18 protein-coding genes and 1 pseudogene are annotated in these 26,735 nt (G+C 61.4%); 5 read left to right on the top strand and 14 right to left on the bottom strand.

Going from position 1 to position 26,735, the window contains the following annotated elements; all coding sequences use genetic code 11:
• Positions 1-9 precede the first annotated feature (9 nt).
• The 9 genes and pseudogenes from xylB to HU749_RS14680 all read right to left on the bottom strand — a co-directional run bounded on the left by xylB (position 10) and on the right by HU749_RS14680 (position 10,497).
• Positions 10-1,497: a xylulokinase gene (gene xylB, locus HU749_RS14640; protein WP_186652319.1), complete on the bottom strand. Its 1,488-nt coding sequence runs from the start codon at positions 1,495-1,497 to the stop codon at positions 10-12.
• A 102-nt stretch (positions 1,498-1,599) separates the two neighbouring features.
• Positions 1,600-3,081 carry a mannitol dehydrogenase family protein gene (locus HU749_RS14645; protein WP_095963493.1) on the bottom strand — a complete coding sequence of 494 codons (1,482 nt, stop codon included), beginning with the start codon at positions 3,079-3,081 and terminating at the stop codon, positions 1,600-1,602.
• Between the two features lie 18 nt (positions 3,082-3,099).
• Positions 3,100-4,200: pseudogene (locus HU749_RS14650) on the bottom strand (ABC transporter ATP-binding protein); the annotation flags it as partial.
• A 36-nt stretch (positions 4,201-4,236) separates the two neighbouring features.
• On the bottom strand, positions 4,237-5,067 hold the full coding sequence (locus HU749_RS14655; RefSeq protein WP_018601515.1) for a carbohydrate ABC transporter permease: 831 nt from the start codon (positions 5,065-5,067) through the stop codon (positions 4,237-4,239).
• Positions 5,068-5,077: 10 nt separating this feature from the next.
• Entirely contained in the window at positions 5,078-6,013 is a 936-nt protein-coding gene (locus HU749_RS14660; RefSeq protein WP_095974271.1) for a carbohydrate ABC transporter permease, read from the bottom strand.
• A gap of 157 nt (positions 6,014-6,170) precedes the next feature.
• Positions 6,171-7,481: an ABC transporter substrate-binding protein gene (locus tag HU749_RS14665; protein ID WP_095963494.1), complete on the bottom strand. Its 1,311-nt coding sequence runs from the start codon at positions 7,479-7,481 to the stop codon at positions 6,171-6,173.
• A 298-nt stretch (positions 7,482-7,779) separates the two neighbouring features.
• Complete coding sequence (locus HU749_RS14670; RefSeq protein WP_041475904.1) at positions 7,780-8,685, bottom strand: AraC family transcriptional regulator; 906 nt, start codon at positions 8,683-8,685, stop codon at positions 7,780-7,782.
• A gap of 70 nt (positions 8,686-8,755) precedes the next feature.
• The gene (locus HU749_RS14675; RefSeq protein ID WP_095963495.1) at positions 8,756-10,048 is read right to left on the bottom strand and encodes a glycosyltransferase; all 1,293 of its coding nucleotides are present in this window, start codon (positions 10,046-10,048) and stop codon (positions 8,756-8,758) included.
• A 77-nt stretch (positions 10,049-10,125) separates the two neighbouring features.
• Positions 10,126-10,497, bottom strand: coding sequence for a response regulator (locus HU749_RS14680; RefSeq protein ID WP_095974269.1), 372 nt, complete (start codon positions 10,495-10,497; stop codon positions 10,126-10,128).
• Between the two features lie 273 nt (positions 10,498-10,770).
• Between HU749_RS14680 and HU749_RS14685 the strand changes: the two genes are divergently transcribed.
• Genes HU749_RS14685 through HU749_RS14705 form a run of 5 tightly spaced genes read left to right on the top strand, consistent with a single transcriptional unit; the run spans position 10,771 to position 17,308 of the window.
• Entirely contained in the window at positions 10,771-14,253 is a 3,483-nt protein-coding gene (locus tag HU749_RS14685) for a response regulator (RefSeq protein WP_095974268.1), read from the top strand.
• Positions 14,253-15,068, top strand: a complete 816-nt coding sequence (locus HU749_RS14690; protein WP_046064246.1) for a CheR family methyltransferase — start codon at positions 14,253-14,255, stop codon at positions 15,066-15,068. The genes HU749_RS14685 and HU749_RS14690 overlap by 1 nt, the downstream gene beginning before the upstream one ends.
• Positions 15,065-15,652: a chemotaxis protein CheB gene (locus HU749_RS14695; RefSeq protein ID WP_186652321.1), complete on the top strand. Its 588-nt coding sequence runs from the start codon at positions 15,065-15,067 to the stop codon at positions 15,650-15,652. Before HU749_RS14690 ends, HU749_RS14695 begins: the two co-directional genes overlap by 4 nt.
• A gap of 5 nt (positions 15,653-15,657) precedes the next feature.
• Entirely contained in the window at positions 15,658-16,938 is a 1,281-nt protein-coding gene (locus tag HU749_RS14700) for a hybrid sensor histidine kinase/response regulator (RefSeq protein WP_079301916.1), read from the top strand.
• Positions 16,931-17,308 carry a response regulator gene (locus tag HU749_RS14705; RefSeq protein WP_014338183.1) on the top strand — a complete coding sequence of 126 codons (378 nt, stop codon included), beginning with the start codon at positions 16,931-16,933 and terminating at the stop codon, positions 17,306-17,308. Before HU749_RS14700 ends, HU749_RS14705 begins: the two co-directional genes overlap by 8 nt.
• 92 nt (positions 17,309-17,400) lie before the next feature.
• Here the strand turns inward: HU749_RS14705 and HU749_RS14710 are convergent, their stop codons facing one another.
• The 5 genes from HU749_RS14710 to HU749_RS14730 all read right to left on the bottom strand — a co-directional run bounded on the left by HU749_RS14710 (position 17,401) and on the right by HU749_RS14730 (position 26,724).
• Positions 17,401-19,071, bottom strand: coding sequence for a response regulator (locus tag HU749_RS14710; protein ID WP_079301917.1), 1,671 nt, complete (start codon positions 19,069-19,071; stop codon positions 17,401-17,403).
• A complete protein-coding gene (locus HU749_RS14715; protein WP_079301918.1) occupies positions 19,068-20,570 on the bottom strand; it encodes an ATPase domain-containing protein in 1,503 nt (500 codons plus the stop codon). The genes HU749_RS14710 and HU749_RS14715 overlap by 4 nt, the downstream gene beginning before the upstream one ends.
• Before the next feature lie 152 nt (positions 20,571-20,722).
• Complete coding sequence (locus HU749_RS14720; RefSeq protein WP_079301919.1) at positions 20,723-21,781, bottom strand: tetratricopeptide repeat protein; 1,059 nt, start codon at positions 21,779-21,781, stop codon at positions 20,723-20,725.
• A gap of 342 nt (positions 21,782-22,123) precedes the next feature.
• The gene (locus HU749_RS14725; RefSeq protein WP_079301920.1) at positions 22,124-23,548 is read right to left on the bottom strand and encodes an efflux transporter outer membrane subunit; all 1,425 of its coding nucleotides are present in this window, start codon (positions 23,546-23,548) and stop codon (positions 22,124-22,126) included.
• A complete protein-coding gene (locus HU749_RS14730; protein ID WP_014338188.1) occupies positions 23,545-26,724 on the bottom strand; it encodes an efflux RND transporter permease subunit in 3,180 nt (1,059 codons plus the stop codon). Before HU749_RS14730 ends, HU749_RS14725 begins: the two co-directional genes overlap by 4 nt.
• Positions 26,725-26,735: the final 11 nt, after the last annotated feature.

Below are 26,735 nucleotides of genomic sequence, written 5' to 3' on the forward strand. Positions count from 1 at the left end.
TTCCCGCTCTCAAAGGGTTGCGACGTGTTGTCGATAACGTTCATAAGCCTGTTGCGACGCCGCGACATGGGCGGCGATTGGCCGGGTTTCGCTGGTCGGGTCGAGCTTGACGCAGCGCTCGCACAGCTCGGCCAAATCCGTCTGTGACCCCGAGTGACACCATGCTGCCTGGATCGCCGCCCCCAAGGCAGCGGCTTCGCTCTGTTCGGTGCAAATGACCGTGGTGTCCATGGTGTCGGCGACGATCTGCCGCCACTCCGCGCTCTTCGATCCACCGCCGATCAGGCGAATGCTCTGGGCCTGGAGTCCGTTGGCTCGCAGCAAGTCCAAGCCATAGCGCAAACCGAAGGTCGTGCCTTCGACCACGGCGCGACACAGGTTGGCCCGGGTCAGGTTGGTGGTGGTCAGGCCCAGCAGGCTGCCGGTGGCATGGGGCAGGGCGGGAACACGCTCGCCGTTGAGGAACGGCAGCATGCACACGCCCTCGGCGCCAATCGGGGCCTGGACTACCAAGGCGTTGAAGGCGTCGATGTCCAGGTCCAGCAGCTCGCGAATCGCCCCGGTGGCGTTGGTCAGGTTCATGGTGCAGATCAGCGGCAGCCAGCCACCGCTGGAGGAGCAGAACGTCGCCACCGACGGCTGTGGACTGACCGCAGGTTCGGCGGCATAGGCGTAAACCGTACCCGAGGACCCGAGGCTCATGGTGATCACACCGGGCTGAATATTCCCGGTGCCGATGGCGCCCATCATATTGTCGCCGCCACCACTTGCCACCACCGCGTCGGGGTTGATGCCCAGGTGCGCCGCAATGGCCGGCAGGATACGTCCGACCGGCTGATGGGCCTCGATCAGTTCCGGCAGCGCTGCTTGCAAGCGACCGCTGGGGTCGATGTGTTGTAGCAGTTGCAGGTCCCATTGGCGGGTGCGTACGTTGAAATAGCCGGTTCCCGAGGCGTCGCCGTATTCGCTGCAATGGCGGCCGGTGAGCCAGTAGTTGAGGAAGTCGTGGGGCAGCAGGACGCTGGCGATGCATTCGAAAACCTGGGGATGTTGCTCCCGTGTCCAGAGCAGTTTGGAAACCGTGTAGCCTGGCGCGATCACCACGCCGAGGCGTTCGAGGCTACCGTCTTCACCGCCCAGGTGCGCCAGGAGTCGATCGTTTTCCGGCGTCGTCTCGGTGTCGCACCACAGCTTGGCCGGGCGCAAGACCTGGCCCTGGTCGTCAAGCAGCACCAAGCCGTGTTGCTGACCGGAGACGCCGATGCCGAGGATCGCCTGGCCATCGACCCCAGCGTCCGCCAAGGCTTGCTGAGTCGCCTGGGTGAATGCATCGAGCCATTGCTGGGTGTCTTGTTCGCGGCGACCGTTGAGGCCGCTGATCATGGCGTGCGCCGCGGCACCCTGGCCCAGGACCTGGCCACTGGTCGCGTCCAGGATCAGCGCCTTGGTGCCTTGGGTGCCGCAGTCGATGCCCAGGAACAGTTGTTGGTTTGCCATGGAAATCCTCGGATCAAAGAACAAAACACAGAACCTGTGGCCAGGGAGTTACTTGTGGCGAGGGGATAAATCCCCTCGCCACAAGAGCGGATCGCGTCGAGCTTAGTTCACGTCAGCCAGTATCCGCTCAAGCGTTCGCGTTACCCCGTGCTCGCGCAAGCTGTTGCAGCACCATTCGAATGCTGCCACGAACTCCGGCGAGCGGGGAATGGCGGTGCCAAAGATTTCTTCCACCCCCAGCACCCGCTGGGTCACCAGCGCATCGTCAGCCACCAGTGCCTGGCAGAACGCTGCCCGTGGGTCCGGGATTGAATACGTCACGCCGTTCTCGTCCACGCCCTTCAGGTACACGGCCCAGGCCGCCACCACCAGCGCCGCGCGACGGGTTTCGCCACCGTCGGCGATCAAGCGGTTGATGGTCGGCACCGTGAATTTTGGAAACTTCGACGAGCCGTCCGAACAGACCCGTTCCAGCTGGTCGGCAATCGCCTGGTTGGAAAAACGCTCCACCAGGGTGTTCTTGTAGTCGGTCAGGTCGATGCCCGGCACTGGCGCCAGTTGCGGCGTCACGTCCAGGTCCATGTAGGCGCGCATGTAACGCACGAACAGCGGGTCGTTCATGGTCTCGTGGACGAAGCGATAACCCTTGAGAAAGCCCAGGTAGGTCAACGCCAGGTGGCTGCCGTTGAGCAGCTTGATCTTCATCTCTTCATAGGGGGTGACGTCATCGGTGAACTGCACGCCGACCTTTTCCCAGGCGGGGCGACCGTTGACGAACTTGTCTTCCAGGACCCATTGCACGAACGGTTCGCAGACCACCGGCCAGGCGTCGTCGATGCCATGCTCATCATGCAGCTGCAGGCGATGGGCCACGCTGGTCATGGGCGTGATGCGATCGACCATGGCGTTGGGGAAACTGACGTTGAGGTCGATCCATTGCCCCAGCTCCGCGTCGCGCAACGCGGCGAAGGCCAACAACGCCTTGCGGGTCACGGCGCCGTTGTGGGGCAGGTTATCGCAAGACATCAGGGTGAACGCCGGGGTACCGGCCGCGCGGCGCTTGGCCAGGGCGGCGCAGAGGAAACCGAAGACGGTTTTCGGAGCGTCAGGATGGGCCAGGTCATGCTGGATCTGCGGCAGCTGGGCCATGAACTCTCCGTTGCTGTCGTCGATGCAATAGCCGCCCTCGGTGATGGTCAGCGAGACGATGCGGATCTGCGGATCGGCCAGTTTGTCGATCAGCGCCTGGGCGCCATCCTCAGCCAGCAACATGTCATTGATCGCGCCGATCACCCGGACTTCGGTGTCATCGGTGTCGCCCAATTCGTACAGGGTGAACAGGTAATCCTGGCCAGCCAGGTCGTCCCGGGCGCGGCGATCCTCGGCCCGCAGGCCCACGCCGCAGATGGCCCAGTCCAGGTCGGTGCCGGTATTCATCAGCGCATCGGTGTAGTAGGCCTGGTGAGCCCGGTGGAAACCGCCAACGCCGATGTGGGCGATGCCCTGGCGGATGTCGCCCAAAGGGTAGGCGGGCAGGGCGACGTCAGGCTTGAGGTTGTGCAGGTTTTGTCGGTTGAGTTTCATCGCAGGTCTCGGCAACCAGGCGGCAGCGAGCAGCGCGCGGGTCACCGCAACGCCCTCGGCATCGAATAAGTGGCAGTGTTCAGCGTCCAGGTGCAGGTTCAGTTGCTCGCCGAAACGGCTCGCCAGGTCGCCGCGAACGCGCATGGTCAAGGCTTCGCCGGAGGCCGTGACGACGTGACAGAAGGTGTCGCTGCCCAGTCGCTCGCTGACATCGGCGGTGACTTGCAGGGTGCAATCCCCCGGTTGCGCCAGGTTCAGGTGTTCCGGGCGAATCCCCAGGGTCACCGCGCCGCCGACGCTCAGGTTGGCACCGCTCAAGGGCAGGCTGATACGCGTGCCGGCGTCCAGCAGCACTTCACAGCCCTGACTGTCCAGGCCGGTAACCTTGCCTTTGAGAAAGCCCATTTTCGGCGTGCCGAGGAACCCGGCGACAAACAGGTTGGCCGGCTGGTGGTACAGCTCCAGCGGTGAGCCGACCTGTTCGATGCGCCCGCCATTGAGCACCACCACCTTGTCGGCCAGGGTCATGGCTTCGACCTGGTCGTGAGTCACGTAGATCATGGTCGCCTGCAACTCTTTGTGCAGGCGTGCCAGCTCCAGGCGCATTTGTACCCGCAGGGCGGCGTCGAGGTTGGACAGCGGCTCGTCGAACAGGAAGATTTTCGGGTTGCGCACGATGGCCCGGCCAATCGCTACACGCTGGCGCTGGCCGCCGGACAGTTGCTTGGGCTTGCGCTCGAGCATCGGCCCCAGTTCGAGGATGCGCGCCGCCTCGTTGACCTTCTTCTCGACCTCGGCCTTGGGCACGCCGGCCAGGTCCAGGGCGAAGGACATGTTCTTGCGCACGCTCATGTGCGGGTACAAGGCGTAGGTCTGGAACACCATTGCCAGGTCACGCTTGGCCGGGCTGACTTCGGTAATGTCCCGGCCATCCAGTTCGATGGTGCCGTCGCTGACCTCTTCAAGGCCGGCGATCAGCCGCAGCAGCGTGGACTTGCCACAGCCCGACGGGCCGACGAAGACCACGAACTCGCGGTCGTTCACCTCAAGGTCGATGCCCTTGATGATGGAGAAGCCTTCGAAACCCTTTTGCAGATTCTTGATTTTCAGGTTGGCCATGATGGGCCTCCACTTCTGATTATTGTGTAGGGCGCGTTATTTCACCGCGCCGAAGGACAAACCGCGCACCAGCTGTTTCTGGCTGATCCAGCCAAAGATCAGGATCGGCGCGCAGGCCAGGGTCGAGACGGCTGACAACTTGGCCCAGAACAAACCTTCCGGGCTGGAATAGGAGGCGATCAACGCCGTCAGTGGCGCGGCTTTGGAGGAGGTGAGGTTCAGCGACCAGAAGGCCTCGTTCCAGCACAGGATCAGCGACAGCAGCACGGTCGAGGCCAGGCCGCCCTTGGCAATCGGCAGCAGCACGCGGACCATTTCCTGCCACAGGGTGGCGCCATCCAGGCGTGCGGCCTCAAGGATGTCGCGAGGGATGTCCTTGAAGTAGGTGTAAATCATCCAGACCACGATGGGCAGGTTGATCAAGGTGTAGATGATGATCAACGCGACACGCGTGTCCAGCAGGCCAAACTGCTTGGCCAGCAGGTAGATCGGCATCAGCACGCCCACTGGCGGCAGCATTTTGGTGGAGAGCATCCACAGCAGCGTGCCTTTGGTGCGCTGGGTTTCATAGAACGCCATGGAGTAGGCCGCCGGCACCGCAATCAGCAGGCACAGGGCGGTGGCACTGAAGGAAATCACCACCGAGTTCCAGGCGAAGCTGAAGTAGTTGCTGCGCTCGTTGATGTGCAGGTAGTTCTCCAGGGTCGGCGCGAAGATGAACTGCGGCGGCGTGGCGAACGCGTCGATTTCAGTCTTGAAGCTGGTCAGCACCATCCAGAAGATCGGGAAGAAGATCAGGATCGCGATGGCCCAGGCCAGCGTGCCCAGCAGCAGGCTTTGCAGGCGACGGGATTGTTGAAGAGTCATGGCGACGGCCTCAATGCTTGTCGGTGAGGTTTTTGCCGATCATCCGGACCAGGATGATGGCGGCGATGTTGGCAATGACCACGGCAATCAGGCCACCGGCCGAAGCCATGCCGACGTCGAACTGCACCAGCGCCTGGTTGTAGATCAGGTAGGCAAGGTTGGTCGAGGCGTAGCCAGGGCCACCGTTGGTGGTGGTGAAGATCTCGGCGAACACCGACAGCAGGAAGATCGTTTCGATCATCAGTACCACGGCAATCGGGCGGGCCAGGTGCGGCAAGGTCAGGTGCCAGAAGATCGCGATCGGGCCGGCACCGTCCAGGCGCGCGGCTTCCTTCTGTTCCTGGTCCAGAGACTGCATGGCGGTCATCAGTATCAGGATCGCGAAGGGCAGCCATTGCCAACTCACGATGATGATGATCGACAGCAGCGGGTAATGGGCCAGCCAGTCCACCGGTTGGGCGCCGAACAGTTTCCACACCGAAGCGAGGATGCCCGAGACCGGGTGGAAGATCAGGTTCTTCCAGATCAGCGCGCCGACGGTGGGCATGATGAAGAACGGAGAGATCAGCAGGACTCGGACGATGCCGCGACCAAAAAACTCGCTGGCCTCCAGCAGCGCGCTGATCAACACCCCCAGCACGATACTGATCAGCAGCACGCTGCCCACCAGCAACAGGGTATTGGTGGCGCCGGGCATGAAGCCTGAGTCGGTCAGGAAATAAGTGAAGTTCTCCAGCCCGACGAATTCGTTTTCGCCGGGGTAGAGCAGGTTGTAGCGGATCAGCGAGAAGTAGACGGTCATGCCCAGCGGCACGATCATCCACAGCAGCAACAAGGCCACCGAAGGGCTGACCAGGAACCAGCCGGGATTGGCCAGGCGGACCTTGCGTGCCGGCGGCGGGGCAATCTCGATGGGGGCTTTGGCGGTTGTAGTTGAGCTATTCATGGCATTGGACCGATTTTTGCGGGCCTATGAAGATCCACTGTGGGAGCGAGCTTGCTCGCGATAGCGTCGTGTCAGTCGCTCGGAATATTGGCTGGGGGGCCCTCATCGCGAGCAAGCTCGCTCCCACAGGAATCGGGAGCGGGCCTCAATGAACTGACTACTTGGGATACCCAGCGCGTTTCATCTCGCGTTCGGTGGTGGACTGCGCGGCGGTCAACGCCTGGTCCACGGTCTGCTGGCCGGTCAGCGCGCCCGAAAAGAACTTGCCCACCTGCGTGCCGATGGCCTGGAACTCGGGAATGGTCACCAACTGGATGCCGATGTAGGGCACAGGCTTGAGGGTTGGCGCTTTCGGGTCGGCGACTTTCAACGACTCCAGGGTCACCTTGGCAAACGGCGCGGCCTTCATGTACTCGTCGCTGTAGGTCGAGGTGCGGGTGCCAGGCGGTACGTTGGCAATACCGTCGGTCTTGGCGACCAATTGGCTGTATTCCTTGGACGTCGCCCAGGTGGTAAAGACCGTGGCCGCTTCCTTGGCTTTGGAGCTGGCCGGGATGGCCAGCGACCAGGAGTACATCCACGAAGTGCCCTTGTCGGTTTTTTCGTGGGGGGCGAAGGTGAATCCAACGTGATCGGCCACCTTGCTCTGGGTCTTGTCGGTGACGAACGAGCCGGCGACGCTGGCATCCACCCAGATCGCGCATTTGCCGCTGTTGAACAGCGCCAGGTTTTCGTTGAAACCGTTACTGGAAGCACCCGGTGGGCCGGACTTCTTCATGTTGTCGACATAGAAATTGAGTGCTTCCTTCCACTCGGGCCCATTGAATTGCGGCTGCCATTTCTCATCGAACCAGCGCGCGCCATAACCGTTGGCCAGGGTGGTGATCAGCGCCATGTTCTCGCCCCAACCGGCCTTGCCCCGCAGGCACAGGCCATATTGTTCCTTGGATTTGTCGGTGAGTTTTTCGGCGAACTCACCGATCTGGGTCCAGGTCGGGTGTTCGGGCATGGTCAGCCCGGCGTTCTTGAACAGGTCCGTGCGGTAATAGGTGATCGAGCTTTCGGCATAGAACGGCAGGGCGTACAGCGAGCCTTTGACCGACAAGCCATCGCGCACGGAAGGGAATACGTCGTCCAGGTCGTAGGCGGCCGGCAGGTCTTTCATCGGTTCCAGCCAGCCCTTGGCGCCCCAGAGTGCAGCTTCGTACATGCCAATGGTCAGTACGTCGAACTGTCCGCCCTGGGTGGCGATGTCGGTGGTCAGGCGCTGGCGCAGGACGTTTTCTTCGAGCACCACCCAATTCAGCTTGATGTCCGGGTGTTCGGCCTCGAAGGTTTTCGAGAGCTTTTGCATGCGGATCATGTCGCTGTTGTTGACCGTGGCAATGGTGAGGGTCTGGGCGCCAAAGCTGACGCTGCTGAGGGTCATGCAGGTGGAGACAAGCAGAGCTTTTACCGAAGGTTTCATCGCGCACTCCTTTTCCGCGCCCGAAGGCTGCAGAAGGACAGTTATTGTTTTTGTGTCTTCCGGATGAAGGGAAGAATGTGCGCTGATTACAGCCCTCATTGGACGGCGTGACAAATCATCCGTCGCACTTGTGCTGATACTTTTTTGCACAGGATGGGGTGTGGTGATGGAAATTATCTGTGGGAGCAAGGCTTGCCCGCGATGAAGTTGACGCGGTCTTCCGGGGAACCGAGGCGCCTGCATCGCGGGCAAGCCTTGCTCCCACATTAAATCCCGTCACAGAAATGATTCGAGATTCTCAGCCCTGGTTCTGCTCGGTCAACCGCTGTACCGCCAGCCGCCGATAATGGGACGGGGTCATGCCCTTGAGTTGCTGGAAACGCCGGTTGAAATTGGAGATGTTGTTGAAACCGGATTCAAAACACACGTCTGTCACCGGTTTGTCGCCATCGGCCAGCAATTCGCAGGATTTGCTGATGCGCAGGCGATTGACGAATTCAATGAAGCAGCGGCCAGTGGCCTGTTTGAACACCCGGCTGAAATAGGTGGGTTTCATGCCCAGGTGCTCGGCCACTTCTTCCAGGGACAGTTCCCGGGCGTAGTGGGCAAAGATGTAGTCCACTGCGCGGTTGGTGCGGTCGATGCTGTGTTCGTCCGCCGCTTGCGCAGAGGTCGCGCCGGAAAGCAGTTGGTAGTCATCCGTGGCGGCCAGCAACTCCATCAGGATGAAAAAATGCCCGAGGCGGCTCATGCCTTGGGAATCGGCGATGCGCTGCATCAGGGTCATGGCCTGGCGGATGGTGCGCTTGCAGCGGAACTCGATGCCGTATTGGGCACGTTCGAGCAGCGGTGCGACCGTCTTGAGTTCGGCGAACACCTGGTGGCCGCTTTCGAACAACTCGTCGGTGAAGTTCACCAGCATGTCGCGCTTGTGCACCACTTCGTCCTCGGCCACCTGGCTGATCCAGTTATGGGGCAGGTTGGGCCCGGTGAGGAACAGCGACTGGGGATAGAAGTTGCCAATGTAGTCGCCAATGAACACTTTGCCGGAACTGGCAACGATCAAGTGCAGCTCGTATTCCTTGTGGAAATGCCAGCGCACCAGGGGGCAGGGGAAACCGTGCTGACGGTAGATGATGGACAGCCCGTTATGGTCGTCCATCAACTCGTAGGAGGGGTCGGTGATTCTGGCTGTTCGGGTCATGGGCCTGGCGCTTTTATTGTTATCGCCGTTGGATAATGCCCCCTTCGCCACGTGGTTGCCACTCTGACTGCTAAGCGTTGCGGTTTTTTTCTTCGATCCACTGGGACATGTATTGGGTGCTTTTGTGCTGGTGGTGACGCAGCATGCTGCCGGTGAAATTGTCCCTGCGTCGTTGTGCCAGGTCCGCCCGGCAAGCGTTGATGCTGTCGATCAACGCCGGGCCGTGCACCTGTTGCCGGTAGCGGTTCTCCAGCAGGGCGAGGCCCGCATCCCGGGCTTGGGCCCAGCGCGCCGGGTCGCGATACAACTGCACCGCCGCATCGGCGATGCCTTCGGCGCTCTGGGCAATCGCGCCCGGCCAGGGCATGCCGCCGTGCATGGCTTCGGCCCCCACGGGCGTGGTGACGTTGGGTGTGCCGCAGCGCATGGCATCGATCAGCTTGCCCTTGATGCCGGCGCCGAAACGCAGCGGTGCCAGGCAGATGCGTGCCGCCGACATCACCTGCAAGGCGTCCTCGGCCCAGTTCATGATGTGAAAGCCCTGGGCCGGGTTGTGCAATGCGGCGGCCTTGGGTGGGGTGTAGGCGCCGTACAGGTGCAGTTGCGCACCGGGCAATTGTTGGCGGATCAGTGGCCAGATGGCGTTCTTCATCCAGAGCACGGCGTCCCAGTTCGGCGCGTGGCGGAAGTTGCCGATGCTGAGGAAATGCGCCCGCTCCTCGAACGGCACGGGCTGTTCGCTGGGCAGGTCCAGCATCAACGGGCACCAGAGCAGCAGGCTGCGGGGCAACTTGAAGTGTTCCACCAACAGTTCGATTTCAACCTCGGACACCATCAGGTTGAGGTCGCAACGGTACAGGGCGGCGATTTCCCGCTTGGCCAGGTCGGTGTCGGCCATCCGCTGGAACTCCTCGTCCAATGCCGGAGCGAAGAGATCGCCGAAATCCTCGCTGGCCTCATCGCGCTTCAGGCGTTCCTTCAGGCGCTGATGCCGGGCGTGGCGCAGGCTTTGCAGATCGGAAGTCTCCAACACCCGCAGGGCGCCGGGGCAGTGCTTTTCGACCCGCCAGCCGAACTGTTCTTCCATCATGAATTGGTCGAACAGCACGATGTCCGGCGCAAGCTCGCTGATGAAGGCGTCGAAGCTGCTGCTATTGAGTTCGATCGGCACTTCGCGGATGCCCAGCGCGACCAGGTCGGCGCGCTGTTCGCCCGGGCCCGCCGGGCTGCTGAAGGTGATGTCCCAGCCTTGCCCGAGGAACGTGTCGAGGATCTGCATGATATGCCCGCTGGCAGCCGATGAGCGCGGCTCGGGCCAGACATAGCCGATAACCAGGACCTTGGTGGCGGTGGGGTGATGCATGAGCAGGGGGTTCCTCGGAGCGATTCAGGCGCCGTCGGCGCGCGGGGCGCCGATAGTGACCAAGAATGCGATCCGGCTCAAGAAAGAATGCGTTTGACCTTGTCGCGCAACTGATCGATGGAGAAGGGCTTGCCGATCACCGACATGCCTTCAGGCACATCGATGCTTTCGGCATAACCGCTGGCAAACAGCACCGGCAGCGCCGGCCGCATGGACCGAGCCTGCTTGGCCAGTTCCCGCCCGTCCATTACCGGCAGGCCGACGTCGGTCATCATCAGGGCAATGGCTTGCTCGTCGTTGCGCAAAAACGCCAGCGCCTGCTCACAACCGTCCGCCTCCAGCACCTGGTACTCCAGTTCCTCAAGCACGTCGACGATCAGCATCCGCACAATGTCGTCGTCTTCGACTACCAGGATGGTGGGCTGGGGGGGAGGAGGAGGGGTGGACATAGTCGGCATTCTCGAAGATGGGGGCGGGAGGGGGCTCGAAAAAAAATGGCCTCTTTCATGAGCCTCTTTTATGAGTAAGCTGCGAGGCGGCACAAGTTCCCAGGGTTGTACAAGAAAGGATCTATAGTACAAGAGCTGACAAGGATAGTCGCTTCCTTGCTACAAGGTAGATCCTCGCGGGACTTGCGCCTTTGACTCGTCAGAAAATGTGGATCCAACTGCCATTTTTCGGGCAGACTCCATGGTTTTCAACTGTCCACCAAGGCCCTTTCCATGATTCCTTCGTCTTCGGTTGACGAGCAAAGTTTTCGCAAACTCCTGAGCCGCAATATAAGCCTGCCGCTGGGCATGGGTGCTCTCAGCGCGGTGTTTTTCATCATCCTTGTCACGTACCTGCTGTCGGTGATCCAGTGGGTCGGGCATACCGACAGGGTGATCAATAATGCCAATGAGGCGCTCAAGCTGAGCGTGGACCTGGAAACCGGCATGCGTGGCTACCTGTTGAACGGTGACGAGCACTTTCTCGAGCCCTATGAAGTGGCCAAGCCGCGGATCGCCGTCGCGCTGGATACACTGCTGGAATTGACAGCCGACAACCCCGTCCAGATCGACCGGCTGCACAAGATACAGGCGCTCCAGACGGAATGGTCCAAGTACGCCCAGGGCATGATCGACCTGCAGCGCAGCAGCGGAGATTACCGGAGCGCGGTGAGGTCCGGGCGCGGCAAGCGCTTGACGGATGAGATCCGCCAAACCTTCGAGGAAATCGTCGATACCGAGCAGCAACTGCGTGCGGCGCGTAACCAGGATGTGCGCACCACCACGATCTGGAGCATTGCCCTGTACCTGCTGTTCGTCGCCGCCGTCAGTGGGTTGCTGGCCTACGTCGGTCGCCGGGATCTGTTGAACTTGTCCGAGAGCTACAGCGCCAGCCTGAAAGTCCAGCAACGCAGTGCCTTGCACCTGGAGAAGCAGGCCTGGTTGCGCAATGGCCAGACGCTGCTGGCCGAACAGGTCCTGGGGCAGTTGTCCCTGAACCTGTTGGGCCGCAACATCCTGCAATTCTGTGCCAAGTACCTGGATGTGGCGGTCGCTGCACTCTATACGCGGGAAGAAAATGGCGTCCTCAAGCGCGTCGCCACCTATGGGCTGTCCCGGGAGGATGACGAGCAGCAGCAGGTGATCATCGACGGTGAAGGCATTGCTGGCCAGGCCGTGCAACAGGGGCGTCTTATCCGCCTGGACGACGTACCGAACGATTATCTGAAAGTCAGCTCGGGATTGGGGCAAGGCTTGCCCAACAGCGTGCTGGTGGTGCCCACCAGTGACGATGACCGGATCAACGGGGTCATCGAACTGGGCTTCCTGCGGCCATTGACCGAGCGCGATATCGAGCTGTTGGAGTTGATCGCCGGCAATATCGGCACCTCCATCGAGGCCGCCCGTTATCGCCAGCGCCTGCAGGAAGTACTGGCCGAAACCCAGCAGTTGAACGAAGAGCTGCAAGTGCAGCAGGAAGAGCTCAAGACCGCCAACGAGGAGCTGGAAGAGCAGTCGCGCATCCTCAAGGAATCCCAGGCCCATCTGGAAGCCCAGCAGCAGGAACTGGAGCAGACCAACGAGCAATTGGCCGAGCAGCGCGACGCCATGGACCAGAAGAACAGCGAGCTGAACCTGGCCCAGATCCAGTTGCAGGAGCGCGCCGAAGAGCTGCAGCGTTCGAGCAAGTACAAATCCGAGTTCCTCGCCAATATGTCCCATGAGCTGCGCACGCCGCTCAACAGCTCGCTGATCCTGTCCAAGTTGCTGGCGGAAAACCCGCAGCAGAACCTCAGCGAGGAACAGGTCAAGTTCGCCGAGTCGATCTACTCCGCCGGCAACGACCTGTTGAACCTGATCAACGATATTCTCGACATCTCCAAGGTCGAGGCCGGAAAGCTGGAAGTGCGCCCGGAAAACACCAGCGTGCAGCGTCTGGTGGAAGGCCTGCGGGACATGTTCGAGCCCTTGGCAGCCGACAAAGGTCTGGATTTCGAGGTCCAGGTGCTGCCCGATGCGCCGGCGATGCTCTACACCGACCGCCAGCGCCTGGAGCAGGTGATCAAGAACCTGCTGTCCAATGCCGTGAAGTTCACCGAGCAAGGCTCCGTCTGCCTGTCCGTGGCCGGGCAGCCGGGCTCGGGCATCGCGTTCATGGTGCGCGACTCCGGGATAGGCATCGCCGCCGATCAGCAGCAGAGCATCTTCGAAGCGTTCCGCCAGGCCGATGGCACGACCAACCGTCGTTACGGCGGCACGGGCCTGGGGTTGTCGATTTCCCGGGACCTGGCCATGTTGCTGGGCGGCTCTATCTCGGTTTCCAGCGAGCCGGGGCAGGGCAGCGTGTTTACGCTGGTATTGCCTGAACGTTATGTCGAGTCCGGGGACACGCCGACAGAGCCGATGACCTTCACCCCGACGGCCACCGCGCCAGCGCCTGTTGCGCCAAGAGCCGCGCTGGCGCCACTGATCGCTGAAGTGGATACGCCGATTGCCCGCTTCGCCGACGACCGCGACAAGGCGCCGTTCGACACCCGGTGCATCCTGGTGATCGAGGACGAGCCCAAGTTTGCCCGGATCCTGTTCGACCTGGCCCATGAGCTCGGTTACCAGTGCCTGGTGGCCCACGGTGCCGATGAAGGCTTCGACCTGGCTTTGCACCTGGCCCCCGACGCCATCCTGCTGGACATGCGCCTGCCGGACCATTCCGGGCTGACGGTGTTGCAGCGGCTCAAGGAGCGAGCCGAAACCCGGCACATCCCGGTGCACGTTATTTCCGTCGAAGACCGCGTCGAAGCCGCCATGCACATGGGCGCCATCGGTTATGCCGTCAAGCCGACCACCCGTGAAGAACTCAAGGATGTATTCGCCCGCCTGGAAGCCAAGCTGACCCAGAAGGTCAAGCGAGTGCTGCTGGTGGAGGACGATGACCTGCAGCGCGACAGTATTACCCGCCTGATCGGCGACGATGACATCGAAATCACCGCCGTTGGTTTCGCCCAACAGGCCCTGGACCTGCTGCGGACCAATGTCTACGACTGCATGATCATCGACCTCAAGTTACCGGACATGCTCGGCAATGACTTGCTCAAGCGCATGTCCAGTGAAGACATCTGTTCCTTCCCGCCGGTGATCGTCTACACCGGGCGCAACCTGACCCGCGACGAAGAGGCCGAACTGCGCAAGTATTCGCGCTCGATCATCATCAAGGGCGCCCGTTCGCCAGAGCGCTTGCTGGACGAGGTGACACTCTTTCTGCACAAAGTCGAATCCCGGTTGTCCCATGAACGGCAGCGGATGCTCAAGACCGCCCGCAGCCGCGACAAGGTGTTTGAAGGCCGCAAGGTGCTGCTGGTGGATGACGATGTGCGCAACATCTTTGCCCTGACCAGCGCCCTGGAGGCGAAGGGGGCGATCGTTGTCATCGGCCGTAACGGCCTGGAGGCGATCGATCGCCTGAACGAATTCGACGACATCGACCTGGTGCTGATGGATGTAATGATGCCGGAGATGGACGGTTTCGAAGCCACCGCGCTGATCCGCAAGGACCCGCGCTGGCGCAAGCTGCCCATTATTGCCGTGACGGCCAAGGCCATGAAGGATGATCAGGAGCGCTGCCTGGCGGCGGGTTCCAACGACTACCTGGCCAAACCGATCGATCTGGATCGTCTGTTCTCGCTGATTCGCGTGTGGTTGCCGAATATGGAAAGAATTTAGTGGAACGTGACACTGACATTGAACTTCGTTTGTTGATCGAAGCCATTTACCTCAAGTACAGCTACGATTTTCGCGATTATTCCGGTGCGTCCATCAAGCGTCGGGTCCACCATGCGCTGAGCCAGTTTGAATGCAGGACCATTTCGGCCCTGCAGGAGCGTGTGCTGCACGACCCGGGGGCGTTCATGCAGTTGCTGCAACTGCTGACGATCCCCGTCAGCGAGATGTTTCGCGACCCCACGCATTTCCTGGCCATCCGCGAGGAAGTTGTGCCGCTGCTCAGGACGTACCCTTCGATCAAGATCTGGATCGCTGGTTGCAGCACGGGGGAGGAGGTCTACTCCATGGCGATCCTGCTGCGCGAAGAAGGCCTGCTGGACCGCACGCTCATCTATGCCACCGATATCAACCCGCGCTCGTTGGAAAAAGCCAAGCAGGGGATTTTTTCCCTGGAAAACGTGCGCACCTATACCCAGAACTACCAGAATGCCGGAGGCCGGCGCTCGTTTGCCGATTACTATACCGCCGCCTACGATTATGCGATGTTCGACAAAACCCTGTGCGAGAACGTGACCTTTGCCGATCACAGCCTGGCGACCGACAGTGTCTTTTCAGAAACCCAGTTAATTTCCTGTCGTAACGTATTGATATATTTCAATAAGAAACTACAAGATCGTGCCTTTGGACTGTTTCATGAGTCCCTTTGTCACCGTGGTTTCCTGGTATTGGGCAGTAAGGAAACGTTGGATTTCTCGGCTTACGGCCATCGATTCGAGCCGTTGGTCAAACAGGAACGGATCTATCGCAAGTTATGAACCAGACGAAGGACAGATCCAACCCGCCCATCGAGGCCATTGTTGTCGGTGCATCGGCCGGTGGCGTCGATGCGTTGCTGAGGGTGTTCGGTCACCTGCGCAACGGCTTTGGCGTGCCCATCCTGGTGGTATTGCATTTGCCGGATGAGCGCGACAGTCAACTGGCCCATGTACTCGGTCATCGTCTGGCGGTGCCGGTGGAGGAAGCCCGGGACAAGCAAGACATCCTGCCGGGAACCTTGTACGTCGCCACGCCCGGCTATCACTTGTCGGTCGAGGCCGACCGTAGCCTGTCGTTGAGCCTGGAAGAGCCGGTACACCATTCGCGGCCATCCATCGATGTGTTGTTTGAGTCGGCCGCCGATGTCTACGGCCAGAAACTGCTGGCCGTGGTGCTGACCGGCGCCAACAACGATGGCGCCCGGGGCTTGGCGAAGGTCAGGGCGCTGGGCGGGATCACGGTGGTCCAGGACCCCGGTGAAGCCCAGGTCTCGACCATGCCCGAAGCGGCGCTGGCCCTGCACGAGCCCGACCATATCCTTACTTTGCAAGGCATCGGCCAATTGCTGGCCGGGCTGGAATGAACTACATGCCAAGAGATATTCAAGCCAAACTGCTGATCGTCGATGATCTGCCTGAGAATCTGTTGGCCCTGGAAGCGTTGATCAGGGGGCACGACCGCGAGGTCTTCAAGGCTTCGTCGGCGGACGAAGCGCTGTCGCTGCTGCTGCAACACGACTTTGCCCTGGCCATCATCGATGTGCAGATGCCGGAGATGAACGGTTTCCAGCTGGCCGAGCTGATGCGCGGCACGGAAAAGACCCGCAGCATTCCGATCATCTTCGTCAGTGCCGCTGGCCGCGAGCGCAACTATGCCTTTACCGGTTATGAAAACGGTGCGGTGGACTTCCTGCACAAGCCGCTGGACACCCAGGCGGTCAAAAGCAAGGTCAATGTGTTCGTCGAGTTGTACCGTCAACGAAAGGCCATGAAGGAGCAGGTCGTAGCCCTTGAGCAGAGTCGCCGCGAGCAGGAGGTGCTGTTGCATCAACTGGAGGCCACCCGCGGCGAACTGGAGCAGGCGGTGCGCATGCGTGACGACTTCATGTCCATCGTCGCCCACGAGGTGCGTACGCCCCTCAATGGTCTCATTCTTGAGACACAACTGCGCAAGATGCACCTGGCCCGGGACAACGCCGCAGCCTTCAGCCTGGACAAGGTGCGGGCGATGGTCGAGCGCGACGAGCGGCAGATCAAGAGCCTGATCCGGCTGATCGAGGACATGCTGGATGTGTCGCGGATTCGCACCGGCAAGCTGTCGATCCGTCCGACCCGCTTCAACCTGACGGCACTGGTGGAGAACCTGCTGCGCAATTTCCAGCCGCAGATCGCCGTCGCCGAGTGCTCGTTGACCTGCATGGCTGAACCTGCGGTGGAGGGGCTTTGGGATGAGTTTCGTATCGAGCAGGTGATCTCGAACCTGTTGACCAATGCGTTGCGCTACGGCGGCAAGGGCCCGATCGAGGTGCGCGTCTACAAGACGCCCGACCACGCCTGTATCGAGGTTCAGGATCACGGGATCGGCATCAGCGAGGAGAACCAGAAACGTATCTTCCAGCAATTCGAGCGCGTATCGTCCAAGGCGGTCGCCTCAGGCCTTGGGCTGGGGCTGTTCATTTCCGAGCAGATTGTCACGGCCCATGGCGGGACGATCACGGTCGACAGTCGCCTCAATGAAGGGGCGTTGTTTCGTGTTTGCCTGCCCTTGCAGAAAACTGTCTTGGACAAAACCGCCGAACAGACGCAACCTCTGCGAGACCCCAAGGTCGTATCAGCAGCTATTGATCGAACAAAGGCTTCTCATGAGTGAAGATGCGCAAGATGTTGTATTGATCGTCGAGGATGACCCGTCGATCCTGATGGTGCTGTCGGCTTATCTGTCGGGCGAGGGCTACCGGGTGCTACAGGCCGAAAACGGTGCCCAGGCATTCGAGATCCTGGCGAGCAAGCCTCATCTGGACATGATGATTACCGATTTCCGCCTGCCGGGAGGTATCTCCGGGGTGCAGATCGCCGAGCCTGCGGTCAAGTTGCGCCCCGAGCTGAAGGTCATTTTCATCAGTGGCTACGCGCAGGAAGTGCGCGACACCGATAGCCCCATTACCCGCAAGGCGCCGATCCTGGACAAGCCGTTCGACCTGGATGAGTTGCAGAGCATCATGCAGTCGATGTTGTCGTAGGTCCCGGCAGATTAGGCAAACCCCTGTGGCGAGGGAGCAAGCTCCCTCGCCACAATGTATGCAATGCCCCTGCTCAAACAGAGCCCAGCACCTCAAACTGTGATCATCTCCCGCACCTTGGCCGTCAACAAATCAAACGTGAACGGCTTGGTGATCATCTGCATTCCCGGGTCCAGGAAGCCGCCGCGTACCGCTGCGTGTTCCGCGTAACCGGTGATGAACAGCACCCGCAGGTCCGGGCGGATCTGCCGGCCGATTTCCGCCAGTTGCCGGCCATTCATGCCGGGCAGGCCCACGTCGCTGATCAGCAGGTCGATGCGTTGGTCTGACTGGAGGATCGGTACCGCGCCGTTGGCGTCGGCCGCCTCCACAAAGGCATAGCCCAGTTCGCTCAGCACCGCGCTCACCAGCACTCGCACCGCTGGATCGTCTTCGACGATCAGCACGGTCTCGCCGTCCTGCGCATAGGGTGCGTGTGGGGTGGTGGCCTGGGGCTCATGTATTTCTTCACCGATGAAGCGCGGCAGGTAAAGGTTCACGGTGGTGCCTTTGTCGACTTCGCTGTCGATGGTCACATGCCCGCGCGATTGCTTGCTGAAGCCATAGATCATCGACAGGCCCAGCCCGGTGCCCTGGCCGATTGGCTTGGTGGTGAAGAACGGATCGAACGCGCGACCGATGATCGCTTCGGGCATGCCGCAACCGCTGTCCTGCACGCTCAGCACCACATAGTCGCCGGGTTCCAGGTTGGTGTAGGCGTCGGTGAAATCGGCCTCCAGGTGCTGGTTGCAGGTCTGTACCACCAGGTTCCCGCCGTTGGGCATGGCATCCCGGGCGTTGAGGACCAGGTTGAGCAGGGCGCTTTCCAGTTGGTTGGGGTCGGCTTCGGCGACCCAGAGCTGTTCGTCCAGCCGCATGTCCAGGCGGATACTTTCGTTGAGGCTGCGTTGCAGCAACTCGCCCATGGACAGCACCAGCGTATTCATCTGGACGGCCTTGGAGTCCAGTGATTGCCGACGGGAAAACGCCAGCAGGCGATGGGTCAGGCCGGCGGCGCGGTTGGCCGAGGTCACGCCCAGGTCGATCAGGCTGTCCAGGTCTTCGGTGCGGCCCCGGGCCAGGCGTCGGCGCAGCAGTTCGAGGCTGCCGATGATCCCGGTGAGCATGTTGTTGAAGTCGTGGGCAATACCGCCGGTGAGTTGGCCGACCGCTTCCATTTTCTGCGACTGGCGCAGGGCTTCTTCGTTATGGCGCAACTGGGCGGTACGTTCTTCTACCTGCTGCTCGAGGGTTTCAAGAGTGGTTTGCAAGCGCAGTTCGCTGTTGCTGAGGTCGATCAGGCGGTCGCGGGCTTCGTACTGCCTTCGACGGCCGCGCAGGGCGGTGGTCACCAGGCTGATCAGGGTCACTGGGTGGAAAGGACGCTCGAGGAAGGTCACGTTGCCCAGTTGCGTACCGATACGCGCCGCCGGGTTCTGTTCCGGGCCGCCGTGATGGGTCAACAAGACAATGGGCAGGTCGGACCAGGCCGGCTGCTGCTCGATGTGCAGTAACAGCGCTTCCAGATCGGGCCCCGCCAGGGCTTCCGAGGAAATCACCAGCAGACCGGCACCTTTTTCCAATTCTTCGCACAAATGGCCCAGATGACGGCAAATGAGGCCGGCAAAACCGGCTTCATTGAGGATCATCAAGGCGATCTGGCTGTCCCGTCCCAGCGGCGCGAGGATCAGCGCCCGTTCGGACAGGGGCTCGGCCAGCGTCACCGGTGTTCATCCTTGAGCAGCGGGTTGCTCTCGCCCATGTAGGTGGGAACTCCCCGCAGGACGCCTTGGAACGCCTCCAGCGGTTCGCCGATGGTCATGCCCTGGGCGCTGATGCGGTATTCGCGGATGGTCGACTCGTGGCTGCCGGTGCGTTTCTTGATGATGGAAATCGCCCGGCGCACCTTGCCCAGTGCTTCGAAATAACGCAACAGAATCACCGTGTCGGCCAGGTAAGTAATGTCCACGGGTGCCTGCATGTCGCCGACCAGGCCATGCTGGGCGACGGTCATGAAGGTCGCCGCGCCCTTGCGGTTGAGATAGAGCAACAATTCATGCATGTGCAGCACCAGGGCATTCTCTTCCGGCATGGCCGCCTGGTAACCGTTGATGCTGTCGATGACCACGGTCTTGATGTCGCCCTCATCGACGCAACGGCGCACGCGATGGGAGAACTCGCCGGGGGACAGCTCGGCGGCGTCCACCTGTTCGATCAGCAGGTTGCCGGTCTCTTGCAGGGCCTGCAGATCGATGCCGATGTTTTTCATGCGCTCGAACAGCAAGCCCAGTTCTTCGTCGAAGATGAATAGCGCGGCCTTCTCGCCGCGATGTACCGCGGCTGCGGCAAAAATCAGCGAGATCAGCGACTTGCCGGTTCCCGCCGGGCCCAGGATCAACGTGCTGGAACCGGTCTCGATACCGCCGCCCAGCAGCGAGTCCATTTCGCCGATACCGCTGGAGAGTTGTTGGCGCAGGTACTGGCCACGGTGTTCGGCGGCCACCAGGCGCGGGAAGACGTGCACGCCGTCACCCATGATGGTGAAGTCATGGTAACCGCCGCGGTATTTCTGCCCGCGATACTTGACCACTCGGATCCGCCGCCGTTCGGCGCCATAGTTGGGCGTCAGTTCTTCCAGGCGAATCACCCCGTGGGCGACGCTGTGTACGGTCTTGTCCAGGGACTCGGTGGTCAGGTCGTCGAGCAACAGGACCGTGGCGTCGTAGCGCACGAAGTAGTGCTTGATCGCGAGGATCTGGCGACGATAGCGCAGGGAGCTTTGCGCCAGCAGGCGAATCTCCGACAGGCTGTCGAGCACCACCCGGGTCGGTTTGACCCGTTCGACCACTTCGAATATCTGCCGGGTCGCCTCGCCCAGCTCAAGGTCCGATGAGTACAGCAAACTCTGCTGGTGCTCGGCATTGAGCAGGCTTTCAGGCGGGGTCAGCTCGAAAATATGAATGTTGTCGTCCAGCGTCCACCCGTGGGAGGTTGCGCCCTGACGCAGTTCACGCTCGGTTTCCGATAGCGTGATGTACAACGAGCGCTCGCCAGCCTTGGCGCCGGCCAACAGAAAATGCAGCGCGACCGTGGTCTTACCAGTCCCCGGTTCCCCCTCAAGCAGGAACACATGGCCGCGGGACAAACCACCGGAAAGGACGTCGTCCAGTCCTTCGATGCCGGTGGCGGCTTTTGCACTGATCAACTCGTTAGATGTAGACAAAAATAGCCCTCTCATGACTAGGGAAGTGGGCAGCAGGCGGGGTAACGCCTGAATTCAACTGCCTGAACACTTGACCCTTGGCGGTGATGGCGGTTCCGCTTATATCGATAAAACGCGGTGTGCTGCACAACTTTGGATGTGCAACGAGGGGCCTACAGACCCTGTTGCAGCGCCGGGTCGTCAGGGTTCAACTGTTCAAGTTGCGCCAGCAGGACTTGAACATTCTGCAACTGGCCGGTCTCCTTCCAATAGTTGATCAGCAGCACCCGTGCCTTGCGGTCGGCGGGGTAGCGCTGGACGATTTCCTGCAACTGTTTCTGCGCGGCTTCCACCTCCTGCTCGGCATGCAGGGTGGTCGCCAGGTCATAGCGGTAATGGCGGTTCTCGGGCTCCAGTTCCACGGCTTTTGCCAAACCGAGCACCGCATACTCGTTCTGGCCGTGCTGCAGCAGCCACATGCCCAGCGCATGTTGCAGATAGGCCGACGCTGGCTGGGTCTGCAACTGTCGGGCGAGCAATTGTCGTGCGGCTTCGCCCTGGCCTTGTTTGTCCAGCACTTCGATCTGCATGACCAGCGCCGGCAGGTTGTCCGGTTGCAGGCGCAAGGTCTGCTCAAGCGCCAGTTGGGCTTTCTTCAGTTCGGCGTTGTGCAGGTGCAGTCGGGCGAGCTGGTAGTGGGTCTCAGCGGTTTTCGGACCGTCCTCGAGCACCTGTTCCCAGGTGTCGATGGCTAACTGCATCGCCCCGAAATACAAGCCGAGGTCATCCGGCGACAAGCCCAGCAGCGCGTTCACGGCGGCGAACCGGACGTTCTGGTCATCATCATCCAGGAGCGGGCCGAGCAACAGGCTGCGCTGGCCGGTCGGCACCAGCCCGACGATGCTGCCGATGGCGGCTCGACGCACGTCCGGCGATTCGCTGTGCAGGTCCGCGTCCGCCAGTTTCAGGGCTTGAGGGCTGGGGTAGTTGGGCAGTTCGGCGTGCAACCATACGCGGCGCTTGGGCGAGAGGTCTGGACGCCCCAATTGCTGGTAAAGCATCCGTGCCGCCCCTGGCTGCCCATTACGGGCGTTTTCCAAGGCTTCGCTGTAGCCACGCTTGATCGCTTCGGGGATTTGCGGCGTGGTGCTGCGTAGCCACACCGCGACAAGACCGATCACCAACAGGACACAGAGGCTGAGGAGCAGATAGCGGCGGCGAGGCGAGAGCATGCAGGGAATCCATTACCAGAAGCGTGAAATGTCGCAAGCTTCGGTCAGGTGGGGGCTTGAGTCAAACCCTGTGAAGCATCTCATGGGCCCAGGGTAAGCTTGCCCGAATCAATGTGGGAGCAAGGCTTGCCCGCGATGAGGGCGGCACATTTAGCAGCAATGCAACTGACACACTGCTATCGCGAGCAAGCTTTGCTCCCACAGGGTGCTCCTACAGGGTGCTTCTACAGGAGGAGGTGGAGGTTCGCACCAGCCGAAAAAAAAGCCCCGCGTCCAAATGAGAGGCGGGGCAAAAATTTGGCTGGTTGCGGCCAACCAAAGGAGCTCGGTTGAGCAGGTGGATCAGTTGCTGGCAACGGTCTCCGGTTTCCAGCCGCCGCCCAGGGCCTTGTAGATCGCGACGATGCCGCGGTACAGGTCTACTTCGGCCTGGGCCTGAGTGTCTTCGGCGGCCAGGCGTTCGCGCTGGGCGTCGAGCAGCACGAGGAAGTCCTCGGTGCCTTCGCGGTAGCGAATCTCGGCCAGGTCGGCGGCGGCACGGCTCGATTCACTCTGGCGGATCAGCGAGATCAGCCGTTGTTGGCGCTTGCCGTAGTCACTGAAGGCGTTTTCCGATTCTTCCAGAGCCAGCAGCACTTGCTGTTCGTAGGTCGCCAAGGCGCCGTCCGCCTCGGCGTCGGCACCGCGCAAGCGAGCCCGCACGCTGCCCAGGTCGAAAGCCGCCCAGGTAATGCTCGGGCCCAGCGCCCAGGCGTTGGCCGCCGAGGAGCCGATCTGCGAACCGCGTCCAGCCGTGAAGCCAAGGAAACCGCTCAGGCTGACCCGCGGGAACAGATCCGCCTTGGCCACGCCGATGCGCGCCGTGGCAGCGGCCAGTTGGCGTTCGGCGCTGAGAATGTCCGGGCGCCGTTGCAGCAGCTCACCCGGATCGCCGATGGGCAGGGCCTTGGCGATGGCCGGCAACTGTTTCGGGCTCAGGTCCACGCTGAGTTTGTCCGGACGCTCGCCCAGCAACGTGGCGATGCGATTGCGTTGGCGCACCTGTTCGGCCTGCAACTGCGGCACGCTGGCTTCCACCGCGGCCAGGCGGGCGTCGGCACGCACCACGTCGAGCTGATCGCCGACGCCGGCATCACGCAGGCTTTCGGTGATCTTGCGCGAATCCTGCTGGTTCTTGAGGTTCGCCAGGGCGATCTTTTCCCGCAGTTGGGCGCCGCGCAATTGACCGTAGGCATCCACCAGTTCGGCGATCATCGTCACCTGCAACTGATAGAGATCGGCCTCGATCGCTTGTTGATCGGCATCGGTGGCTTCCAGGTTGCGCTGGATGCGTCCGAACAAGTCCAGCTCCCAGGCCATGTCCAGGCCCAGGTCGTAACGCTCGGAGTTGACCCGGTCGTCAGTTTGCCCCATCGGGTTCTGGCCTTTGCCCAGTTCGCTGCTGGCGCGGCTGGTAATGGTCGGCATGGCGTCATTGCTGGCGTCATCGCGAATCGCCCGGGCGGCCCGCAAGCGGGCGAAAGCCACGCGCAACTCGCGGTTGCCTTCCAGCGAGCGGGTCACCAACGCGTTAAGGGTCGGGTCGTCGAACTGCTGCCACCAGATCCCTTCAAAGCGGGCGCGGTCGAAGTTCTTCTGGCCGGCGGCGCCGTCGGTGGCGGTGGTGATGTTCGCCGCCTCCGTTTGCGGGGCCTTGTAGTCCGGGCCCACGGCACAGGCACTCAAGGCCAACACCAGCAAGCTCGGCACGAACGCTTTCAAACTCATTGTTGCGCCTCCAGTTTCAAAGCCCGGGCCGCTTTGCGGGCCTCGCTGCGCTCGACGAAGTTGCGGATCAGTACATAGAACACAGGGGTGAGCAGCAGGCCGAAAAAGGTCACGCCGAGCATCCCGGAGAACACCGCCACACCCATGGCGTGGCGCATTTCCGCACCCGCGCCGCTGGAGAACACCAGGGGCACCACGCCCATGATGAAGGCGAAGGAGGTCATCAGGATCGGCCGCAGACGCAGGCGGCACGCTTCGAGGACCGCCGCCAGCGGGTTCATGCCTTCGAGCTGTTTATCCTTGGCGAACTCGACGATCAGAATCGCGTTCTTGCAGGCAAGTCCCACCAGTACGATCAAGCCGATCTGGGTAAAGATGTTGTTGTCGCCACCGGAGAGAATCACCCCGGTAATCGCCGACAACAGGGTCATCGGTACGATCAGGATCACCGCCAATGGCAGGCTCCAGCTTTCGTACTGCGCCGCGAGCACCAGGAACGCCAGCAGTACGCAGAGCGGGAACACGAACAGCGCGGTGTTGCCCGAGAGGATCTGCTGGTAGGTCAGGTCGGTCCACTCGTAGGTCATGCCGTTGGGCAATTCGTCCTTGAGCAGTTTCTCGATGGCCTTTTCAGCCTGGCCGGAGCTGTAGCCCGGGGCGGCGGCACCGTTGATTTCAGCCGTGATGAAACCGTTGTAATGCATCACGCGGTCTGGCCCCGAGGTGTCGCTGACCTTGATGAAGGTCGCCAGCGGGATCATCTCGCCACGGTTGTTGCGCACCTTGAGCTGGCCGATCTGGTCTGACTCGAGACGGAATTGCTGCTCAGCCTGGACGTTGACCTGGTAGGTACGGCCGAAGCGGTTGAAGTCGTTGGCATACAGCGAACCCAGGTAGATCTGCAGGGTGTCGAAGATATCGCTGACGGCCACGCCGTGGGTTTTGGCTTTTTCACGGTCGATGGCGGCATCGACCTGGGGCACGTTCACGGTGTAGCTGGTGAACAACCCGGCCAGTTCCGGCACGTTGTGGCTCTTGGTAATGATGTTCATGGTTTCTTTGTACAGCTCGTCGTAGCCCAGGTTGCCCCGGTCTTCGATTTGCAGGCGGAAACCACCGATCGTGCCCAGGCCCTGTACCGGCGGCGGTGGGAAGATCGCCATGTAGGCCTCCTGGATCCCTGCGTACTGGCCGTTCAAGGCACCGGCGATGGCGCCGGCCGACATGCTCGGGTCCTTGCGCTCGTCGAAGGGCTTGAGGGTCACGAACACGATGCCGGCGTTCGGGCTGTTGGTGAAACCGTTGATCGACAGGCCCGGGAAGGCCACGGCGCTTTCAACGCCCGGTTGCTTGAGGGCCAGATCGGACATGCGCTTGATCACGTCTTCGGTGCGATCCAGGCTCGCGGCGTCCGGCAGTTGGGCGAAGGCCACCAGGTATTGCTTGTCCTGGCCGGGTACGAAGCCGGTCGGGGTGTTGGAGAAGCCGAAGAAGGTCAGCACCATCAGGCCCGCGTACAGCACCAGGGCGATGCCACTGCTGCGGATCACCCGAGCGACGGTGCCCACGTAACCGTGGCTGGCTCGTTCGAAAAAGCGGTTGAACGGACGGAACAGCCAGCCGCCGAAAACCTTGTCCAGGAACTTGGAAAAACGGTCCTTGGGCGCATCATGGCCCTTGAGCAACACGGCAGCCAGGGCCGGCGACAGGGTCAGGGAGTTGATCGCCGAGATCACCGTGGAGATGGCAATGGTCAAGGCGAACTGCTTATAGAACTGCCCGGTCAAGCCACTGATGAACGCCGCCGGAACGAAGACCGCGCACAGCACCAGGGCGGTGGCGATGATCGGGCCGGTTACTTCGCCCATGGCGCGCTTTGTCGCCTCCACAGGGGTGAGCCCCAGTTCGATGTTTCGCTCGACGTTCTCCACCACCACGATCGCGTCGTCCACCACGATACCGATCGCCAGTACCAGGCCGAACAGCGAGAGGGCGTTCAACGAGAAGCCAAACAGGTGCATCACCGCGAACGTACCGATCAGCGAAACCGGCACGGCCACCAATGGAATGATCGAGGCGCGCCAGGTCTGCAGGAACAGGATCACCACCAGCACCACGAGAATCAGTGCTTCGAACAGGGTATGCACCACTGCCTCGATGGAGCCCCGGACGAAGATCGTCGGGTCATAGACGATGCTGTAGTCCATCCCGGCCGGGAAGCCCTTCTTCAACTCATCCATCTTCTCGCGGACGTCGTTGGAGATCTGGATGGCGTTGGAGCCTGGACGCTGGAAGATCGGGATCGCCACCGCCGGCTGGTTGTCCAGCAGCGAACGCAGGGCGTATTGGCTGGAACCCAGTTCGACCCGGGCGATGTCCTTCAGGCGAGTGATCTCACCGTTGGCGCCGGAACGAATGATGATGTTCTCGAATTCTTCCTCATTTACCAGGCGACCCTGGGTGTTGATCGACAGCTGGAAAGCCTGGGCATTGGGCGCTGGCGGCGCACCCAGGGCACCGGCAGCCACCTGCCGGTTCTGTTCACGGATCGCCGTGACCACGTCGGTGGCGGTCAGGTTGCGCGAAGCGGTCTTGTTCGGGTCCAGCCAGACCCGCAGGGAGTAGTCGCCCATGCCGAACAGTTGCACGTCACCCACGCCGCCCAGGCGCGCCAGCTCATCCTTGATGTTGAGCAGGGCGTAGTTGGACAGGTAGAGCATGTCGTAGCGTTTGTCCGGCGAGGTCAAGTGCACGACCATGGTCAGGTCGGGCGATGCCTTGTCCACCGTGATGCCGATCCGGGTCACTTCTTCCGGCAGCTTGGGCTCGGTTCGGGTGACGCGGTTCTGCACCTGAACCTGGGCATTGTCCAGGTCGGTGCCCAGGGCGAAGGTGATGGTCAGGGTGATCTTGCCGTCAGCGGTGGACTGCGAGGACATGTACAACATGTTCTCGACGCCAGTGATGGCTTGCTCCAGGGGCGCGGCCACGGTCTCGCCGATGACCTTGGGGTTGGCGCCCGGGAAGTTGGCGCGCACGACCACGGTCGGCGGCACGACTTCCGGGTATTCGCTGATCGGCAATTGGAACAGCGAGATGGCGCCGGCGATCAGGATCAGCAGCGAAAGCACCGCTGCGAAGATCGGCCGCGAAATGAAGAACTGGGAAAATTTCATCTTGGATTCAG

This window comes from Pseudomonas ogarae (assembly GCF_014268695.2).
In the GTDB taxonomy this organism is placed as follows: Bacteria; Pseudomonadota; Gammaproteobacteria; order Pseudomonadales; family Pseudomonadaceae; genus Aquipseudomonas; species Aquipseudomonas kilonensis.

Excerpts from the sequence above, each read along its gene's own strand:
- xylB (WP_186652319.1), bottom strand. The coding sequence starts at position 1,497 with ATGGCAAACCAACAACTGTTCCTGGGCATCGACTGCGGCACCCAAGGC.
- HU749_RS14645 (WP_095963493.1), bottom strand. The coding sequence starts at position 3,081 with ATGAAACTCAACCGACAAAACCTGCACAACCTCAAGCCTGACGTCGCC.
- HU749_RS14655 (WP_018601515.1), bottom strand. The coding sequence starts at position 5,067 with ATGACTCTTCAACAATCCCGTCGCCTGCAAAGCCTGCTGCTGGGCACG.
- HU749_RS14660 (WP_095974271.1), bottom strand. The coding sequence starts at position 6,013 with ATGAATAGCTCAACTACAACCGCCAAAGCCCCCATCGAGATTGCCCCG.
- HU749_RS14665 (WP_095963494.1), bottom strand. The coding sequence starts at position 7,481 with ATGAAACCTTCGGTAAAAGCTCTGCTTGTCTCCACCTGCATGACCCTC.
- HU749_RS14670 (WP_041475904.1), bottom strand. The coding sequence starts at position 8,685 with ATGACCCGAACAGCCAGAATCACCGACCCCTCCTACGAGTTGATGGAC.
- HU749_RS14675 (WP_095963495.1), bottom strand. The coding sequence starts at position 10,048 with ATGCATCACCCCACCGCCACCAAGGTCCTGGTTATCGGCTATGTCTGG.
- HU749_RS14680 (WP_095974269.1), bottom strand. The coding sequence starts at position 10,497 with ATGTCCACCCCTCCTCCTCCCCCCCAGCCCACCATCCTGGTAGTCGAA.
- HU749_RS14685 (WP_095974268.1), top strand. The coding sequence starts at position 10,771 with ATGATTCCTTCGTCTTCGGTTGACGAGCAAAGTTTTCGCAAACTCCTG.
- HU749_RS14695 (WP_186652321.1), top strand. The coding sequence starts at position 15,065 with ATGAACCAGACGAAGGACAGATCCAACCCGCCCATCGAGGCCATTGTT.
- HU749_RS14700 (WP_079301916.1), top strand. The coding sequence starts at position 15,658 with ATGCCAAGAGATATTCAAGCCAAACTGCTGATCGTCGATGATCTGCCT.
- HU749_RS14705 (WP_014338183.1), top strand. The coding sequence starts at position 16,931 with ATGAGTGAAGATGCGCAAGATGTTGTATTGATCGTCGAGGATGACCCG.
- HU749_RS14720 (WP_079301919.1), bottom strand. The coding sequence starts at position 21,781 with ATGCTCTCGCCTCGCCGCCGCTATCTGCTCCTCAGCCTCTGTGTCCTG.
- HU749_RS14725 (WP_079301920.1), bottom strand. The coding sequence starts at position 23,548 with ATGAGTTTGAAAGCGTTCGTGCCGAGCTTGCTGGTGTTGGCCTTGAGT.
- HU749_RS14730 (WP_014338188.1), bottom strand. The coding sequence starts at position 26,724 with ATGAAATTTTCCCAGTTCTTCATTTCGCGGCCGATCTTCGCAGCGGTG.